Source organism: Pseudomonas flavocrustae (genome assembly GCF_029872515.1).
Classification (GTDB): Bacteria; Pseudomonadota; Gammaproteobacteria; order Pseudomonadales; family Pseudomonadaceae; genus Chryseomonas; species Chryseomonas aestiva.
Genome location: NZ_JAPDIQ010000003.1, coordinates 397,216 through 414,251 on the forward strand (window position 1 = coordinate 397,216; position 17,036 = coordinate 414,251).

The following is a 17,036-nucleotide window of genomic DNA, read 5'->3' on the forward strand; positions in this document are numbered from 1 at the left end:
ACATTCCGGGGCGCCAGCCCCCGGACGCAATATTGGACCACTGATGAGGGTCAACCTGTGCTTGAAGCCTATCGTAACCACGTAGAAGAGCGTGCCGCCCAGGGCATCGTGCCCCAGCCGCTGAACGCCGAGCAAACGGCCGGTCTGGTCGAACTGCTGAAGAATCCCCCGGCCGGCGAAGAAGAATTTCTCGTCGACCTCATTACCAACCGCGTACCGCCGGGCGTCGACGAAGCCGCCTATGTGAAGGCCGGTTTCCTCTCCGCGGTCGCCAAGGGCGAAACCCAGTCCCCGCTGATCTCCCGCCAGCGCGCCACCGAACTGCTGGGCACCATGCAGGGCGGCTACAACATCGCCACCCTGGTCGAGCTGCTGGACGACGCCGAACTGGGCGCCGTGGCCGCCGAACAGCTCAAGCACACCCTGCTGATGTTCGATGCCTTCCACGACGTGGCCGAGAAAGCCAAGGGTGGCAACGCCCACGCCAAGGCCGTCCTGCAGTCCTGGGCCGAAGGCGAGTGGTACAGGAAGCGTCCGGAAATCGCCGAGAAGTACACCCTGACCGTGTTCAAGGTGCCGGGCGAAACCAACACCGACGACCTCTCTCCCGCCCCTGACGCCTGGTCGCGTCCGGACATCCCGCTGCACGCCCTGGCCATGCTGAAGATGGCTCGCGACGGCATCGTGCCCGAGCAGCAAGGCAGCATCGGTCCGCTGAAGCAGATCGAGGAAGTGCGCGCCAAGGGCTTCCCGGTCGCCTACGTCGGTGACGTGGTCGGTACCGGTTCTTCCCGCAAGTCCGCCACCAACTCGGTGCTGTGGTTCTTCGGCGATGACATCCCCTACGTGCCGAACAAGCGCGCTGGCGGTTTCTGCTTCGGCTCCAAGATCGCCCCGATCTTCTACAACACCATGGAAGACGCCGGCGCCCTGCCGATCGAATTCGACGTGTCGGAGCTGGAAATGGGCGACGTCATCGACGTCTATCCCAAAGCCGGCAAGGTCACCTGCCATGGCAGCGACGAGGTGCTCGCCACCTTCGAACTCAAGACCCCCGTGCTGCTGGACGAAGTCCGCGCCGGCGGCCGTATCCCGCTGATTGTCGGCCGCGGCCTGACCGAGAAGGCACGGGCCGAACTGGGCATGGGTCCGACCGACCTGTTCAACAAGCCGGATCAGCCGGCCGAGAGCAGCAAGGGCTACACCCTGGCGCAGAAGATGGTCGGCAAGGCCTGCGGCGTCGAGGGCGTACGCCCCGGCACCTACTGCGAGCCGAAGATGACCACCGTCGGCTCCCAGGACACCACCGGCCCGATGACCCGCGACGAGCTGAAGGACCTGGCCTGCCTGGGCTTCTCCGCCGACCTGGTGATGCAGTCCTTCTGCCACACCGCGGCCTATCCCAAGCCGATCGACGTCAAGACCCACCACACCCTGCCGGACTTCATCCGCACCCGTGGCGGTGTCTCCCTGCGTCCGGGCGACGGCATCATCCACAGCTGGCTGAACCGCATGCTGCTGCCCGACACCGTCGGCACCGGTGGCGATTCCCACACCCGCTTTCCGATCGGCATCTCCTTCCCGGCCGGTTCCGGCCTGGTGGCCTTCGCCGCGGCCACCGGCGTCATGCCGCTGGACATGCCGGAATCGGTCCTGGTGCGCTTCAAGGGCAAGATGCAGCCCGGGATCACCCTGCGTGACCTGGTGCATGCCATCCCCTACTACGCCATCCAGAAGGGCCTGCTGACCGTCGAGAAGAAGGGCAAGAAGAACATCTTCTCCGGCCGCATCCTCGAAATCGAAGGCCTGGAAGACCTGACCGTGGAGCAGGCGTTCGAGCTGTCCGATGCCTCCGCCGAGCGTTCCGCCGCCGGTTGCACCATCAAGCTGTCGCCCGAGTCCATCACCGAGTACCTGCAGTCCAACATCACCCTGCTGCGCTGGATGATCGAGGAAGGCTACGGTGATCCCCGCACCCTGGAGCGCCGTGCGCGCGCCATGGAAGCCTGGATCGCCAACCCGGAACTGCTCGCCGCCGATGCCGACGCCGAATACAGCGAAGTCATCGAGATCGACCTGGCCGAGGTCAACGAGCCGGTGCTGTGCGCCCCGAACGATCCGGACGACGCCCGCCTGCTGTCCCAGGTGGCCGGCGACAAGATCGACGAGGTGTTCATCGGTTCCTGCATGACCAACATCGGTCACTTCCGCGCCGCCGGCAAGCTGCTGGACAAGGTCAAGGGTTCGATCCCGACCCGTCTGTGGCTGTCGCCGCCGACCAAGATGGACCAGCACCAGCTGACCGAGGAAGGCTACTACGGCATCTACGGCAAGGCCGGTGCGCGCATGGAAATGCCGGGTTGCTCGCTGTGCATGGGCAACCAGGCCCGCGTGGCCGCCAACGCCACCGTGGTGTCCACCTCCACCCGTAACTTCCCCAACCGCCTGGGCGACGGCGCCAACGTCTACCTGGCGTCGGCGGAACTGGCCGCGGTGGCCTCGATCCTGGGCAAGCTGCCCAGCGTCGAGGAATACATGGAATACGCGAAGAGCATCGACAGCATGGCCGCGGACGTCTACCGCTACCTGAGCTTCGACCAGATCGCCGAATTCCGTGAAAGCGCCGAGAAAGCCCGTATCGCCGCCGTCGAAGTCTGACGCTAGCGTTCGGTACTGAAAAACCGCCCCTCGGGGCGGTTTTTTTATGGGGGTTTCGCCGTGGGGTGGACAAGGCGAAGCCTGTCCACGGAGCAAGCCGGGAGCGGCCTTGGTGGCTGTCGGTAAAAAAGGCTGCGCCGTTTTCCACGCTACGAAAGCCTTAAGCGGCACTTAACCCGGACGTTCTAGGCTCCGGGTTCCCTTATGCCGAGGTCTGCCCATGAAACGTCTTGCGGTCGTCATCCTGTCGGTCTCCCTGCTCGGCCTCAGCCAGGCGAGCCTGGCGGCGGGTTGCATCAAGGGTGCAGTGGTCGGCGGAATGGCCGGGCATGTCGCCGGTCACCATGCCATCGCCGGCGCCGTAGCCGGTTGTGCCATCGGCCACCACCTGGCGGCGAAGGCCAAGGAAGACGCGCAGCACGCTCACGGCTGATTGGCCGTCCGCCATCACGACCGACTGCTGGAGGATCATCCGGATGCCGCGTCCACTGCTTGCGCTGCTGTTGTCGCTGGGTCTCTGGAATGCCGCTGCCCTGGCCGCGGAGCCGACTGCCACGCGCTCCCTGGCCACGGCCTATGGCGCCCGGCTGAAAATCGGCGCGGCGGTCGAGCCCGAACAACTCGCGGACGCCGACGGGGTGCTGCTGGCCCGGCAATTCAGCAGTCTGGTGGCGGAAAATGCCATGAAGCCCCTGCGCATTCATCCCCAGGAAGACCGCTATGTCTTCGGACCGGCCGATGCCCTCGTCGCCTTCGCTAAACAGCACGGCTTGGCGGTGCGGGGTCATACCCTGCTCTGGGGCAGCCACACCCCGGACTGGTTCTGGCAGGCTGCCGATGGCCAGCCGGCCACGCGCGAGCAGGTGCTGCAGCGCCTGAAGCAGCATATCGCCACGGTAGTCGGCCATTACCGCGGGCGGGTCTATGCCTGGGATGTGGTCAACGAGGCCATAGACCCCAATCAGTCCAGTTGCCTGCGCGACGATCGCTGGATGCAGGTGGTCGGTCCTGACTATCTCGCCGTGGCCTTTCGCGCCGCCCATGCCGCCGATCCCCAGGCACGCCTGTTCATCAACGACTTCAACACCCAGGAACCGGCCAAGCGCGACTGCCTGGCGCGGGTGGTGAAGGGCCTGCTGGCCGAGGGCGTGCCGGTGCAGGGCATCGGCCACCAGACCCATATCAGTCTCTACTGGCCATCCCTGGCGGCCATCGACCAGTCGCTCACCACCTTCGCCCGCCTCGGACTGGAAAACCAGATCACCGAGCTGGACATGAGTCTCTACCAGCATCACGACTACCAGCCGCCGCAGCCACTGGCGCAGCGCCTGAACCTGCAGGCCGAGCGCTATCGCGACCTCATGGCCCTGGTGCTGGCCCATCCCGAGGTCACCGCGGTGACCTGGTGGGGCGTGGCCGATGATCACAGCTGGCTGAACCACCAGCCCGGGGCGCCCGGGGACGACCAGCCGCTGCTGTTCGATCGCCAGCAGCGGCCAAAGCCGGCCTATTGGGCGGTGCTGCATCTGCGACCACATGAGTAAGTACGCCTTGCCAACGGCTCCAACGCAACCTCTTCATTCTTGCGGAGGCCGAGCCTTGTTGCGGCTGGCACCTGGATCGCGGCCTTGGGCCGCGCCTACAGTCATACCTGAGGCGGTAGGAGCGGCCCATGGCCGCGATATCGATGGCCCGCTGACGCTGCCGGTGATGGGTGGCGTCCACGGCACGCTGGTGGCCGAGAGGGAGAGCCAGAGAACTGATACGGATCGGCCTGGTCAATTGTTACAGGACATTACTTCGCACCCACGAGAGGTCGCCACCATGAAGCTCCTGCCTACCCTTGCCCTGTCTGTTCTGCTGCTCGGCGCCAGCCAAGCCACCTTCGCCGCCGGTTGCGTCAAGGGCGCCGTGGTCGGCGGCGCCGCGGGCCACGTTGCCGGTGGTCACGGCGTTGCCGGTGCCGCGGCGGGCTGCGCCATCGGTCACCACGAGGCCAACAAGAAGGCCAAGGAAGAACAGCAGGCCGCGCCCAAGCAATAGTCGCAAGGCCCCGCCCGCACTGGCGGGCGGGGCCGATTTAACGCTTTCTTTACGCTCCGCCACCGCTCCCCGCCTCGCTTCTTTACGCCCCTCCTCCCGACAATTTCTCCACGCGGCAACGGCCGTCTCTGGAGAACTCGTGATGACCCCCTGGAATCTTCTGGCCCTGCTCCTGGCACTGGGTCTGTTCGTCTATCTGCTGGCGGCGCTGCTACGCGCCGGCCGGTCCTAGGGAGGCGGCATGGACAGCCAAGCCGCGTTCCTGATCCTGGCCTTTCTGGCCCTGACCTTTCTTCCAGCGCCCTTCCTGGGGCGCTACTTCTACCGCGCGCTGGAAGGCGAGCGGACCTGGCTGACCTTTGTCGGCGGACCCCTGGAGCGCCTGACCCTAAGGGTGGTGGGCACCGATGGCCGCGGCCAGGACTGGCGCACCTATGCCATCGCCCTGGTGCTGTTCAATGGACTGGGCATCGGGCTGCTGTTCGCCATCCTCGTGCTGCAGGGCAGTCTGCCATTGAACCCGCAGCAGCTGCCCGGGCTGGAATGGACCCTGGCGCTGAACACCGCCATCAGTTTCGTCACCAACACCAACTGGCAGGCCTACAGCGGCGAAGCCTCGCTGAGCTATTTCAGCCAGATGGTCGGCCTGGGCGTGCAGAACTTCGTCAGCGCCGCAGTGGGCGTAGCCGTGCTCGCCGCCCTGGCCCGCGGCATCACCCGCCGCAGCGCCCAGGAGATCGGCAACTTCTGGGTCGACCTGTTCCGCGCCACCTTCTATGTGCTGCTGCCGCTGTGCGTGCCCCTGGCACTGCTGCTGATCTGGCAGGGCGTGCCCCAGACCTTCGCGAGCTATGTCGACGCCACCACCCTGCAGGGCGCGACCCAGACGCTGCCGCTGGGCCCGGCCGCCAGCCAGATCGCCATCAAGCAGCTGGGCACCAACGGGGGCGGCTTCTTTGGCGTCAACTCCGCACATCCCTTCGAGAACCCCACGGCGCTGAGCGATCTGCTGGAGCTGTCGGCCATCCTCATGATTCCGGCGGCCCTGGTGTTCAGCTTCGGTCACTACGTCAAGGATCGGCGGCAGAGCTGGGCGATCTTCGCCGCCATGTTCGGCCTGCTGGTGGTTGGAGGCACTGTCGCCATCGTTGCCCAGAACCACGCCAACCCCGCCTTGGCCGGCCTGGCGATCACCCAGGGGGCGTCCCTGGAAGGCCTGGAGACGCGCTTCGGCGGTACTGCGTCAGCGCTCTGGGCGACGGTCACCACGGCCGCCTCGAACGGTTCGGTGAACTCCATGCATGACAGCCTGGCGCCGCTGACCGGCCTGATCGCGCTGTTCAACATGATGCTTGGCGAGGTGATCTTCGGCGGCGTCGGCGCCGGTCTCTACGGCATGCTGCTCAATGTGCTGATCGCCGTCTTCATCGCCGGCCTGATGGTGGGCCGCACCCCGGAATACCTGGGCAAGAAGCTGGAAGCCCCCGAGGTGCGGCTGCTGGTGGCGACCCTGCTGGTGATGCCGCTGGGCGTCCTGGTGCTGGGCGCCATCGCCGCCAGCGTCCCGGCCGGCGTCGCCGGAATCGCCGCCACGGGTCCCCATGGCTTCAGCCAGCTGCTCTATGCCTATACCTCGGCCACGGCCAACAACGGCTCGGCCTTTGGCGGCTTCAGCGCCAATACGCCCTTCCACAACCTGATGCTGAGCCTGGCCCTGCTGATCGGTCGCTTCGGCTACATCCTGCCGGTCCTGGCCATCGCCGGCAGCCTGGCGGCCAAGCGCCCCGTGCCGCTCGGCCCCAACAGCTTCCCCACCCACGGGCCGCTGTTCGTCACCCTGCTGGTGATCACCCTGCTGCTGGTGGGTGGCCTGACCTTCCTGCCGACGCTCGCCCTGGGGCCGATCGCCGACCATCTGCAACTGTTCGGAGTCCGTTGAAATGGATGCCCAGACCCACACCCTGCCCACTCCTACCCCTGGCACCCTGTGGCGCCAGGCGCTGCGGCAGGCCTTCGTCAAGCTCGACCCGCGCCAGCAGATCCGCTCGCCGGTGATGTTCGTGGTGGAGATCACCGCGCTGTTCTCCACCCTGCTGTGCCTGGCGCCCAACAATGGCGTGAGCACCGGGGTGGCGGCGCAGATCACCCTCTGGCTGTGGTTCACCCTGCTGTTCGCCAACTTCGCCGAAGCCCTCGCCGAAGGGCGTGGCAAGGCGCGCGCCGACAGCCTCAAGGGCATCGGCCAGAATCTCGCCGCGCGCCTGGAGGAAAACGGCGAGCAGCGCATGGTGCCGGCCAGCTCGCTGCGCAAGGGCCAGATCGTGCGGGTGGAAGCCGGCGAGCTGATCCCCGGTGACGGCGAGATCATCGAAGGCGTGGCCGCGGTCAACGAGGCGGCCATCACCGGGGAATCGGCGCCGGTGATCCGCGAATCCGGCGGCGATCGCTCGGCCGTCACCGGCAACACCCGGGTGGTGTCGGACTGGATCCGGGTGCGCATCACCGCCAACCCCGGCGAATCGACCCTGGACCGCATGATCGCCCTGGTGGAAGGCGCCAAGCGCCAGAAGACCCCCAACGAGGTCGCCCTGGACATCCTGCTGATCGGCCTGACGCTGATCTTCCTGCTGGTGGTGGTGACGCTGCAGCCCTTCGCCGCCCTGGCCGGTGGCGAGCTGCCGCTGCTGTTCCTGGTGGCGCTGCTGGTAACCCTGATCCCCACCACCATCGGCGGCCTGCTCTCGGCCATCGGCATCGCCGGCATGGATCGCCTGGTGCGGCTGAACGTGATCGCCACCTCGGGGCGCGCCGTGGAAGCCGCCGGTGACGTCCATACCCTGCTGCTGGACAAGACCGGCACCATCACCTTCGGCAACCGCCGCTGCAGCGCCCTGTACGCGGCCCAGGGCATCACCCCCAAGGCCCTGGCCGAGGGCGCCCTCTATGCCTCGCTCGCCGACGAAACCCCGGAAGGCCGCTCGGTGGTGGAATACCTGCGCAACCTGCACCCACTGGAAGAGCCGCCGCGCGCCCAGGTCACGCCCATTCCCTTCAGCGCCGAGACGCGCCTGTCAGGCATCGACTGGCAGGGCCGCGCGTATCGCAAGGGTGCGGTGGACGCCGTGCTGATGTTTCTCGGCCAGACCCGTGCCGACCTGCCGGAGGTACTAGCCCGGGAGATCGAGACCATCGCCAAGAGCGGCGGCACCCCGCTGCTGGTCTGCGGCGAAGGCCGGCTGCTGGGCGCCATCCACCTCAAGGACGTGGTCAAGCCGGGCATCCGCGAGCGCTTCGCCGAGTTGCGCACCCTGGGCATCCGCACCGTGATGGTGACCGGCGACAATCCCCTGACCGCCACCGCCATCGCCGCCGAGGCCGGGGTGGACGACGTCATCGCCGAAGCCACCCCGGAGAAGAAGCTGGAGCGCATCCGCAGCGAACAGGCCGAGGGCAAGCTGGTGGCCATGTGCGGTGACGGCGCCAACGACGCCCCGGCCCTGGCCCAGGCCGATGTCGGCATGGCGATGAACGACGGCACCCAGGCCGCCCGCGAGGCCGCCAACCTGGTGGATCTGGATTCGGACCCCACCAAGCTGCTCGACGTGGTGCAGGTGGGCAAGGAACTGCTGGTGACCCGCGGTGCCCTGACCACCTTCTCGGTGGCCAACGACGTGGCCAAGTACTTCGCCATCCTGCCCGCGCTGTTCGCCGGCATCTATCCGCAGCTCAACACGCTCAACGTGATGCACCTGGCCAGCCCGCAGAGCGCCATCCTCTCGGCCATCGTGTTCAACGCCCTGATCATCGTCGCGCTGATTCCCCTGGCGCTGCGCGGGGTGCGGGTCAAGGCCGCCAGCGCCGCCGCCCTGCTGCGCCGCAACCTGCTGATCTATGGGCTGGGCGGCATCGTCGTGCCCTTCGTCGGCATTAAAGCTATCGACCTGGCGCTCGGCGCCCTGGGTCTGGTCTGAGGAGACCGCCATGCTCATGCAATTGCGTTCCGCCGTGTTGATGCTGCTGCTGCTCGGCGCCCTGACCGGGGGCGCCTACCCGCTGCTGGTGACGGTGCTCGGCCAGGTGCTGTTCGCCGACCAGGCGGGCGGCAGCCTGCTCCACCGCGCCAACGGCAGCGTGGTTGGCTCACGCCTGATCGCCCAGAAATTCACCGGCCCCGAGTGGTTCCAGCCGCGCCCCTCAGCAGGCGACTACGCCACCGTCTCCAGCAGCGCCAGCAACCTGGCCCAATCGGCGCCGGGGCTGCGCGAACGGATCGAGAAGGCGCTGCCCGACGTGCAGGTGGCCGGCCAGGGCCCGGTGCCCCAGGAACTGGTGACCACCTCCGCTAGCGGCCTTGATCCGGACCTCACCCCGGCCGGCGCCCGCTATCAGATCGCCCGTATCGCCACCGCGCGAGGTCTCCCACCGGAGCGGCTGGACGCCCTGGTGAGCGAGCAGACGCACACCTCGCACTTCGGGCCGGCAACGGTTAATGTCCTGCTTCTCAATCTGGCCCTGGCGGAACTGGCTCCATGACCGACAGCACCGGGCGCGCCGAGGCGCTGCTCGCCGAACACCGCGAAGGCCGTGGACGCCTCAAGGTCTTCCTGGGGGCGGCGCCTGGCGTAGGCAAGACCTACGCCATGCTGCAGGCGGCTCAGACCGCCCTGCGCCAGGGCCGCCGGGTGCGCGCCGGGATCGTCGAAACCCATGGGCGGCGGGAGACCGCTGCCCTCCTCGCCGGCTTGCCGCAGCAGCCGTTGCGGCGGGTCGAGCACCGCGGCCTCAAGCTTACCGAACTGGATCTGGAAGGCCTGCTGGCCGACCCGCCGGAACTGGTGCTGGTCGACGAACTCGCCCACAGCAACGTCCCCGGCAGTCGCCATGCCAAGCGCTGGCAGGACGTCGCGGACCTGCTTGCCGCAGGCATCCACGTCTATACCACCGTGAACGTCCAGCACCTGGAAAGTCTCAACGACGAGGTGCGCGACATCACCGGCGTCCAGGTCCGCGAAACCGTGCCCGACCAGGTGCTGCTCGACGCCGATGACCTGGTGCTCATCGACCTGCCACCCCGGGAGTTGCTGGAGCGGCTGCGCGAGGGCAAGGTCTATGTGCCCGAGCAGGCGCGCGCGGCCATCGATGCCTTTTTCAGCCAGACCAATCTGACCGCCCTGCGCGAACTGGCCATGCGCACCGCCGCGGCCCAGGTGGACTCGGCGCTCGCCCTGAGATACCGCCAGCAGGGCCAGGCCGCGCCACCACTGCTGGGGCGCCTCATCGTCGGCGCCGGCACCGCGCCTTCGGCGGAGCGCCTGGTACGCCATGCCAGCCGCCTCGCCGACCAGCGCCACCTGCCCTGGACCCTGGTCCATGTCGATACCGGCCAGCCGCTGGACGATACCGCCCGCGCCAACCTCCAGGCCAGTCAACGCCTGGCCGAACGCCTGGGGGGTGAGGTGCTGACCCTGAGAGACACCGATCCGGCCCGCGCCCTGGTCCGCCATGCCCGCGACCAGCGCGCCAGCGTGCTGCTGATCGGTCGCGGCCGCCCGCGCGGCTTCAGCCTGCGACGCCGTCTGGCCAGTCGCCTGCTGCGCCTGGCCCAGGGGCTGGAGATCGCCATCCTTGATCTGGATCGCGACGCGCCGCCCACCGCCCGGCCACGCCGGGCGCTCAGGCCCGGTCCCTATGGCGCCGCCGTCCTGGCCACCGCCGTGGCCGCGGTCATCGCCGAGGGCCTGTCCGGGCTGCTGGAACTGCCCAATATCTCGCTGATCTTTCTCGCCGCCGTCCTGCTGGTGGCGGTGCGCAGCAGCCGCGGTCCGGCGCTGTTCTGTGCCCTGCTGGGCTTTCTCGCCTACGATTTCCTGTTTATCCCGCCGGCCTTCTCGCTGACCATCAACCGCGAGCAGGACGTCCTCACCCTGGCCTTCTTCCTGCTGATGGCCCTGCTCACCGGTGACCTGGCCGCCCGCCAGCGGCGCCAGCTGCAGGCACTGCGCCGCACCCAGCGCGAGACCCTGGCGCTGCTGGACTTCACCCGCCAGCTGAGCGCCGCCAGCGATCGCCAGGCGGTGGTCAGCGTCACCCTCAAGCAATTAGGGGATGCGACGCGCCACATCTGCCTGCTGCTGCCGGAAAAGGCGGGGCAACTGGTGCCCCAACCGGGCGACCTGCTCCTGGCCGACCACGAACGCATCGCCGCCGAATGGGCCTGGAAGCAGGAAAAGCCGGCCGGCTGCGGCACCGACACCCTGCCCTCCGGTGGCTGGTGGTGGTGGCCGCTGCTCGGCGAGGGCGGCAGCCTGGCCGTATTGGGCGTACGGCGTGACGATGCCCAGCCCCTGGACCACGCCGAGCGGCGCCAGCTGGCCAGCCTGGCGCAGCCGCTGGCCCAGGCCCTGGCGCGGGTGCGCCTCAGCGAGGATCTCGAAGCCGCGCGCCTGCATGGCGAGACCGAACAGCTGCGCAGCGCCCTGCTCGCCTCGGTTTCCCATGACCTGCGCACGCCGCTGACGGTGATGCGCGGCTCCATCGATGCCCTGGCGACCCTGGGCGACGCGATTCCGGCCAGCGATCGCCAGGAGTTGCTGGACGCCACCCGCCAGGAGGCCGAACGCCTCGATCGCTATATCCAGAATCTGCTCGACATGACCCGCCTGGGCCATGGCAGCCTGCAGCTGGCGCGGGACTGGGTCGACCCCGGCGACATCCTCGCCAGCGCCCTGCAGCGCCTGCAGCCGCTGCTGAGCGGATTGCAGGTAGCCACCCGGATCGAGCCGGGCCTGCCGCTGCTCTGGGTTCATCCGGCGCTGATCGAACAGGCGCTGGTCAATGTGCTGGAGAACGCCATCCGCTTCTCCGCACCCGGCGGCCGGCTGGAAATCAGCGTGCTGCGCCAGGGCAATGAACTGCAGCTGGCCGTGGCCGACGAAGGCCCGGGCATTCCGCCCGAGGATCGCACGCGGATCTTCGACATGTTCTATACCGCCGCCCGCGGCGACCGGGGTGGGCAGGGAACCGGTCTGGGGCTGGCGATCTGCCAGGGTATGGTCGGCGCCCATGGCGGACGAGTCAGCGTGGAAGACGGCCTCGATGGTCGCGGCACCACGCTGCGCATGCACCTGCCACTACCCGCTCCTCCGGCCGAATAAGGCCAGGCCACCCGGCAATCGCAGCGGCTATGATGACGCCTTCTCGTGTGGAACCCGCTCAGATGCCCGCTCACGTCCTCGTCATCGACGACGAACCCCAGATCCGCAAATTCCTGCGCATCAGCCTCGCGGCCCAGGGCTACCAGGTCAGCGAAGCCGCCACCGGCACCGAGGGCCTGGCCCAGGCGGCGCTGAGTCAGCCGGACCTGGTCATCCTCGACCTGGGCCTCCCCGACCGCGATGGCCAGGAGGTGCTGGTCGATCTGCGCGAATGGTCCGCGGTGCCGGTGCTGGTGCTGTCGGTACGGGCGGACGAGCGCGAGAAGGTCCGCGCCCTGGATGCCGGCGCCAACGACTACGTGACCAAGCCCTTCGGTATCCAGGAATTCCTGGCCCGCAGTCGCGCCCTGCTGCGGCAGACCCCGACCACGGCGACCCAGCAGGTCGCGGCGCTGGAGGTGGGTGATCTGAAAGTGGATTTCGCCTATCGTCGGGTCGCTCTGGGTGGCAGCGAAGTGGCCCTGACGCGCAAGGAGTACGCTGTGCTGGCCGCCCTCGCCCACCATCCGGGACGGGTAGTGACCCAACGGCAATTGCTGATCGATATCTGGGGCCCGACCCATGCGCAAGACAGTCATTATCTGCGCATCGTAATTGGCCATCTCCGGCAGAAGTTGGCGGATGATCCGCTGGCGCCGCGCTATATCGTCACGGAACCCGGCGTGGGTTATCGCCTGCGGGTCGAAGGTTAGCCGTCCTGGGCTGAATGCCGCTCGCCCAGTGCGGAAATAAGCCACCTCCCCCATCATTGCCCGGTCCTTCACCGTCCGCATAAAGCGGCTTGCTTTGGCCTCGCTTGAAAATGCGCAGGGAATTAAAAGATATGATGAATGCAATGGTAGCTGCAGTTAGAGCTACACCAGGAAGACCATTGTCCCTGGTATGGGCTTGAACGTGGCGGAATTGCGGGACGCGCCGAGATTGCAGCGGCGGGAAAAGGATTCCGGTCGATAGGTCTGCCTTGCGCAGCTACCGACCGAAATCCAGGCAAGACGTTACTGCAGCCAGCCTTCCACGGTATCGGCGCCGTGTTCGGCTTTCCAGGCTTTGAGCAACTTGTGGTTGCCGCCCTTGGTTTCGATGATTTCGCCAGTCTTGGGATGCTGATAACGCTTGGTGCTGCGCGGACGACGCTTGCCAGCCGGCTTTTCCGGATGCGGCGTCTGCGCCTTGTGCTTGGGGGCAGCGTTGGGATCCAGAATGCCGATGATATCACCCAGATTCATGTGATATTCATCCATCAGCGCCTGGAGCTTACTTTCGAATTCGATTTCTTTCTGCAGGGAACTGTCTTGCTTGAGATCTTCGAGCAGTTGCAGTTGGGCACGAAGTTGCTCTTCGGCAGCACGGAATTCGGCGAGACGGGACATGGGCACTCCTGGCAACAATCTGAAAAAGGCTAATGGAAACTTCGCCCGCGAGCGAAAGTTGCAGGCGAAGATAAAGGATTGACGCCTCGGATGCCAGCGACACGTAATCCTTTTAAAAAAATAGCGGCCACTTCTTGCGACGGCAAGTTTGAATATTAAGAAAACCTTAAGCCAAGCCGGAGAATTGGCGCCAACAAGGTCTTGATAGGCATCTTCGCGAGTAATCTGGCAGTAACCGAATCCATCGAAGCATTGCCAACTGAAAACATACCCTCAGTTCAACTGCATAATCATGCAGAAGTTGGTGAAACTTGCAGGTTTTGACTTCGCGAAGCGCTCTGGCATGCCCCTCAGGCGGATGCATCCAGATCGGGTTGCGCCTCGATCATGGGCGGCCAGTTGAACGTCCGGGCTATTACTCGCCGGTATTCGGTGTCTATGGCTACCGGCGTCCGGCGGATATAGTCGCGCGCATGCGCCTGCCGCTCGTGGTCGAGTTTGCGCAGGTAGTCCAGCGCCTGCTCCGCCGTAGGCATGCGCTGATTGAGGCCGCCGCTGCGCGGCGGCAAAGCGGTCCAGACCACGGCGTCGACACCCTGCCCCGCCGCCCAGGCGGCGATGCGCTGCTGGAACGGCGAGTGCGGGCCGCTTGGCCAGCTGCCGATACACTCGGGTTGCTCCCGCGGTACCCCTTCGCGCTCGCGCAAGGCGTCGCGTGCCTTATCCAGAGTGTCGACCGCCAGATAGGACCAGAGCACCTGGACCTCGGCCACGCCCTCGCAGATGACCGTGGCCAACTCGCCGCTGTCGCCCTCCCGGGCGAACTCGATGGGCAACCAGGGTCCGTCGGCGAACCAATCCGAGGCGACCGGCAACTCCGCCGCCTTCCAGATCAATGAACCCCAACCCAGACAGGCGATCTTCATGGCCACTCCCGCGCATCGATGATAACCATTGGAGGCTACCGAAGCGTTGGGGTTTCCCGGCGGCAAGACGTGGCGACAAAAATGCAGAACGAAAAAAAGCGGCCTCAAGGGCCGCTTCTTTCGTTACCCGCGAGGCAGAGCTCGCGAGAGGTATGTGGCGCAGCGGACGGGACTCGAACCCGCGACCCCCGGCGTGACAGGCCGGTATTCTAACCGACTGAACTACCGCTGCGCATGGAAGCCTTGCGGCATCCCGCTGGTACCTAGCGAGAACTTGTTCAGCGGGGTTCTCTGCACCAGCGGCCGCTAAGATACTGATTTATCAGGGAAGAAACAACAGGGCCAGCGAAAATATTTCTCGCCATGCAAGGGCGGCGGCGCACGTCAGGGCAGCGCTCAGACAGGGGTGCCCGCGGCCTGGCGTCTGAGCAGGCCGAGAAAGCCCTCCAGCGCCGCGCTGGGTACCTGGCCGGTGCGCAACAGGATCCCGAAGGGTGTCAGGGGTTCGGTGATTTCCAGGTCGAGCGAGACCAGCAGTCCGGTACGCAGGTGATCGCGCACCACCGCCTCGGTCAGCACCAGGATGGCGTCGGTGATCTGTACCAGCTGCAACATGGCGAACACCGAGCCGCATTCGATGACATCAGCCGGGGGTGGCAACTGGCGCCGGGCGAAGGCCGCCTCCAGCGCCACCCGGGCCGGACTGGCTTCGGGTTGCAGGATCCAGGGCCAGTCCGCCACCAGCTCGGCCAGATCGGGTGGCGCGCGATCGGTCAGGGGATGTCCGGTGCGCACCACCACCGCCAGGTGCTCGTTGCCCAGCGGCTCGAAGGTGAAGCGACCGAGGTCGGCCGGCTGAGTGAAACGGGCGATGGCCACATCGATTCGCTCCTGTTCGAGCAGTTCGGTGAGCTGGTCGCTGGTGTCGCCGAGGATACGCAACTGCAGGCCGGGCTGGCGCGCCTTGCTCGCGGCGATGGCGCGCACCACCAGATCGGGCAAGGCGCCCATGATGGCCCCCACCGCCAGATGCCCATAACCGCCGGAGCGACGTGCATCGAGGTCTTCGGCGCAGCGATCCAGGCCATTGAGCGCACGGCGGGCGAATTCGATGATCTCCACGCCCAGCGCCGTGGGCGTCAGGCCCCGCGCCTGACGCTCGAACAGCACGCAGCCAAAGGCCTCCTCCACGTCCTGCAGCATGCGCGTGGTGGCCGGCTGCGACATGTGCAGGGCTTCGGCAGCACGGTGCAGATTGCGGGTCCCGGCCAGGGTCACCAGCATCAGCAGGTGCTTGTAGCGCAGCCGGCCGAACAGCGCACGGGCATGGGGGGAAGCGTTCATCGGCAGCATCCTGGAGGCGCGAGCGGAGGCGTCCAGCCGGGCTCGACGGCTCTGGCCAGGCGGGTAAGGCATACCGATACCTTAAGGGTATCGGTCCTAAACAAAAAGCGATTATCCAGGCATTGCAACTGCGACTACCTTGAGCCGTGGCCGAATCACAACAACAAGAGAGATCGCCATGCACACCACCCTGTCACCGGGGCTGGTCGCCAAGGTCACCCGGCGCCTGCTGCCCTTCCTGCTGCTGATGTACGTCATGGCCTTTCTCGACCGGGCCAACGTGGGTTTCGCCAAGGTCGCCTTTCAGGCCGATACCGGCATCTCCGACGCGGCCTTCGCCTTTGGCGCCGGGGTCTTCTTCGTCGGCTACGCCTTTCTCGAGATTCCCAGCAATCTGATCCTGCACCGCGTCGGCGCCCGGCTGTGGATGTGCCGGATCATGGTCAGCTGGGGCCTGATCTCCGCCGCCATGATGTTCGCCCACACGGCGACATCCTTCTATGTGCTGCGCTTCCTGCTCGGGGTGGCCGAAGCCGGCTTCTTCCCTGGCGTCATCCTCTACCTCACCTACTGGTTCCCCTCGCGCTATCGCGCCCGGGCACTGGGTTTCTTCTACTTCGGCGCGCCCCTGGCCTTCATCTTCGGCAGTCCGCTGTCGGGCCTGCTGCTGGAATTCGACGGCTTCGGCGGTCTGCACGGCTGGCAATGGATGTTCCTGGTCGAAGGGGTACTGGCCAGCCTGGTGGGTGTCTGGGCATGGTTCTACCTGGACAACCGACCGCGCGACGCCCGCTGGCTGAGCGACGCGGAAAAGCAGGCGCTGCAACAGGCGCTGGACGCCGAGGACGCCGCCAAGCCGCATCAGGGCGGACTGCTGCGCCTGCTCGGTCAGCCGCGCATCCTCCTGCTGTGCAGCATCTACCTGCTGATCCAGGCCAGCGTCTATGGCGTGGTCTTCTACCTGCCGACCCAGGTGGCCGGGCTGCTCGGGCAGAAGGTCGGGCTGCTGGTCGGCCTGGTCTCGGCGATTCCCTGGGTCTGCGCCCTGCTCGCCGCCTGGCTGATCCCCAGCTGGTCGGATCGCACCGGCGAACGCCGCCGTACCGCGGCCGCCACCCTGGCCATTTCCGGTCTGGGCATCGCCGCCTCGGTGACCTTCTCGCCGCTCTATGCGCTGCTCGCCCTGTGCTTCGCCGCCGCCGGCTTCATCGCGGTGCAGCCGCTGTTCTGGACCTTTCCGTCCGACCAGTTGCGCGGCAGCGCCGCCGCGGGCGGCATCGCCCTGATCAATACCTGTGGCGCCATCGGCGGCTTCATCGCGCCCCTGGCCAAGCGCTGGGCCGAAGTAACCTTCGCCCATCCCGGCGCCGGCCTCTATCTGCTCGCCGGCACCACCCTGGTGGCCGCCGCCCTGATCCTCGGTCTGCGCCGCCGCGACCACGCCGATCCCCAACCCCAGCTCACGCCCAGTCATTAAGGGA

General features: G+C 66.8%; 14 protein-coding genes and 1 tRNA gene. 11 read left to right on the forward strand and 4 right to left on the reverse strand.

From position 1 onward, the window contains the following. Positions 1–57: 57 nt before the first annotated feature. The 10 genes from acnB to OMP44_RS09835 all read left to right on the forward strand — a co-directional run bounded on the left by acnB (position 58) and on the right by OMP44_RS09835 (position 12,607). A complete protein-coding gene (acnB, locus tag OMP44_RS09790; protein ID WP_280307558.1) occupies positions 58–2,658 on the forward strand; it encodes a bifunctional aconitate hydratase 2/2-methylisocitrate dehydratase in 2,601 nt (866 codons plus the stop codon). A gap of 220 nt (positions 2,659–2,878) precedes the next feature. Then, a complete protein-coding gene (locus OMP44_RS09795) occupies positions 2,879–3,091 on the forward strand; it encodes a hypothetical protein (RefSeq protein WP_082900463.1) in 213 nt (70 codons plus the stop codon). Positions 3,092–3,134: 43 nt separating this feature from the next. Beyond that, positions 3,135–4,202 carry an endo-1,4-beta-xylanase gene (locus OMP44_RS09800; protein WP_280307560.1) on the forward strand — a complete coding sequence of 356 codons (1,068 nt, stop codon included), beginning with the start codon at positions 3,135–3,137 and terminating at the stop codon, positions 4,200–4,202. A 280-nt stretch (positions 4,203–4,482) separates the two neighbouring features. Continuing rightward, positions 4,483–4,701 carry a hypothetical protein gene (locus tag OMP44_RS09805; protein WP_158897040.1) on the forward strand — a complete coding sequence of 73 codons (219 nt, stop codon included), beginning with the start codon at positions 4,483–4,485 and terminating at the stop codon, positions 4,699–4,701. 142 nt (positions 4,702–4,843) lie between these two features. After that, on the forward strand, positions 4,844–4,933 hold the full coding sequence (locus OMP44_RS09810) for a potassium-transporting ATPase subunit F (protein WP_017640468.1): 90 nt from the start codon (positions 4,844–4,846) through the stop codon (positions 4,931–4,933). Between the two features lie 9 nt (positions 4,934–4,942). Beyond that, complete coding sequence (kdpA, locus tag OMP44_RS09815; RefSeq protein WP_280307563.1) at positions 4,943–6,640, forward strand: potassium-transporting ATPase subunit KdpA; 1,698 nt, start codon at positions 4,943–4,945, stop codon at positions 6,638–6,640. Between the two features lies 1 nt (position 6,641). Next, positions 6,642–8,672 carry a potassium-transporting ATPase subunit KdpB gene (gene kdpB, locus OMP44_RS09820; RefSeq protein ID WP_280307565.1) on the forward strand — a complete coding sequence of 677 codons (2,031 nt, stop codon included), beginning with the start codon at positions 6,642–6,644 and terminating at the stop codon, positions 8,670–8,672. A 10-nt stretch (positions 8,673–8,682) separates the two neighbouring features. Continuing rightward, positions 8,683–9,234: a potassium-transporting ATPase subunit KdpC gene (kdpC, locus tag OMP44_RS09825; RefSeq protein ID WP_280307566.1), complete on the forward strand. Its 552-nt coding sequence runs from the start codon at positions 8,683–8,685 to the stop codon at positions 9,232–9,234. Continuing rightward, positions 9,231–11,855: a DUF4118 domain-containing protein gene (locus OMP44_RS09830; RefSeq protein ID WP_280307567.1), complete on the forward strand. Its 2,625-nt coding sequence runs from the start codon at positions 9,231–9,233 to the stop codon at positions 11,853–11,855. The genes kdpC and OMP44_RS09830 overlap by 4 nt, the downstream gene beginning before the upstream one ends. A 62-nt stretch (positions 11,856–11,917) precedes the next feature. Then, positions 11,918–12,607 carry a response regulator gene (locus OMP44_RS09835; protein WP_133860677.1) on the forward strand — a complete coding sequence of 230 codons (690 nt, stop codon included), beginning with the start codon at positions 11,918–11,920 and terminating at the stop codon, positions 12,605–12,607. Between the two features lie 303 nt (positions 12,608–12,910). Here the strand turns inward: OMP44_RS09835 and OMP44_RS09840 are convergent, their stop codons facing one another. The 4 genes from OMP44_RS09840 to OMP44_RS09855 form a co-directional block, all read right to left on the reverse strand. Then, positions 12,911–13,285, reverse strand: coding sequence for a histone-like nucleoid-structuring protein, MvaT/MvaU family (locus OMP44_RS09840; protein WP_007158514.1), 375 nt, complete (start codon positions 13,283–13,285; stop codon positions 12,911–12,913). A gap of 350 nt (positions 13,286–13,635) precedes the next feature. Next, the gene (locus OMP44_RS09845; protein ID WP_187979391.1) at positions 13,636–14,211 is read right to left on the reverse strand and encodes a hypothetical protein; all 576 of its coding nucleotides are present in this window, start codon (positions 14,209–14,211) and stop codon (positions 13,636–13,638) included. A gap of 155 nt (positions 14,212–14,366) precedes the next feature. Continuing rightward, positions 14,367–14,443 (reverse strand) — tRNA-Asp (locus OMP44_RS09850). A 164-nt stretch (positions 14,444–14,607) separates the two neighbouring features. Further along, the gene (locus tag OMP44_RS09855; RefSeq protein ID WP_133860679.1) at positions 14,608–15,555 is read right to left on the reverse strand and encodes a LysR family transcriptional regulator; all 948 of its coding nucleotides are present in this window, start codon (positions 15,553–15,555) and stop codon (positions 14,608–14,610) included. A 178-nt stretch (positions 15,556–15,733) separates the two neighbouring features. On the opposite strand from OMP44_RS09855, the gene OMP44_RS09860 reads away from it, so the two are divergent. Then, positions 15,734–17,032, forward strand: a complete 1,299-nt coding sequence (locus tag OMP44_RS09860; protein WP_280307570.1) for an MFS transporter — start codon at positions 15,734–15,736, stop codon at positions 17,030–17,032. Positions 17,033–17,036: the final 4 nt, after the last annotated feature.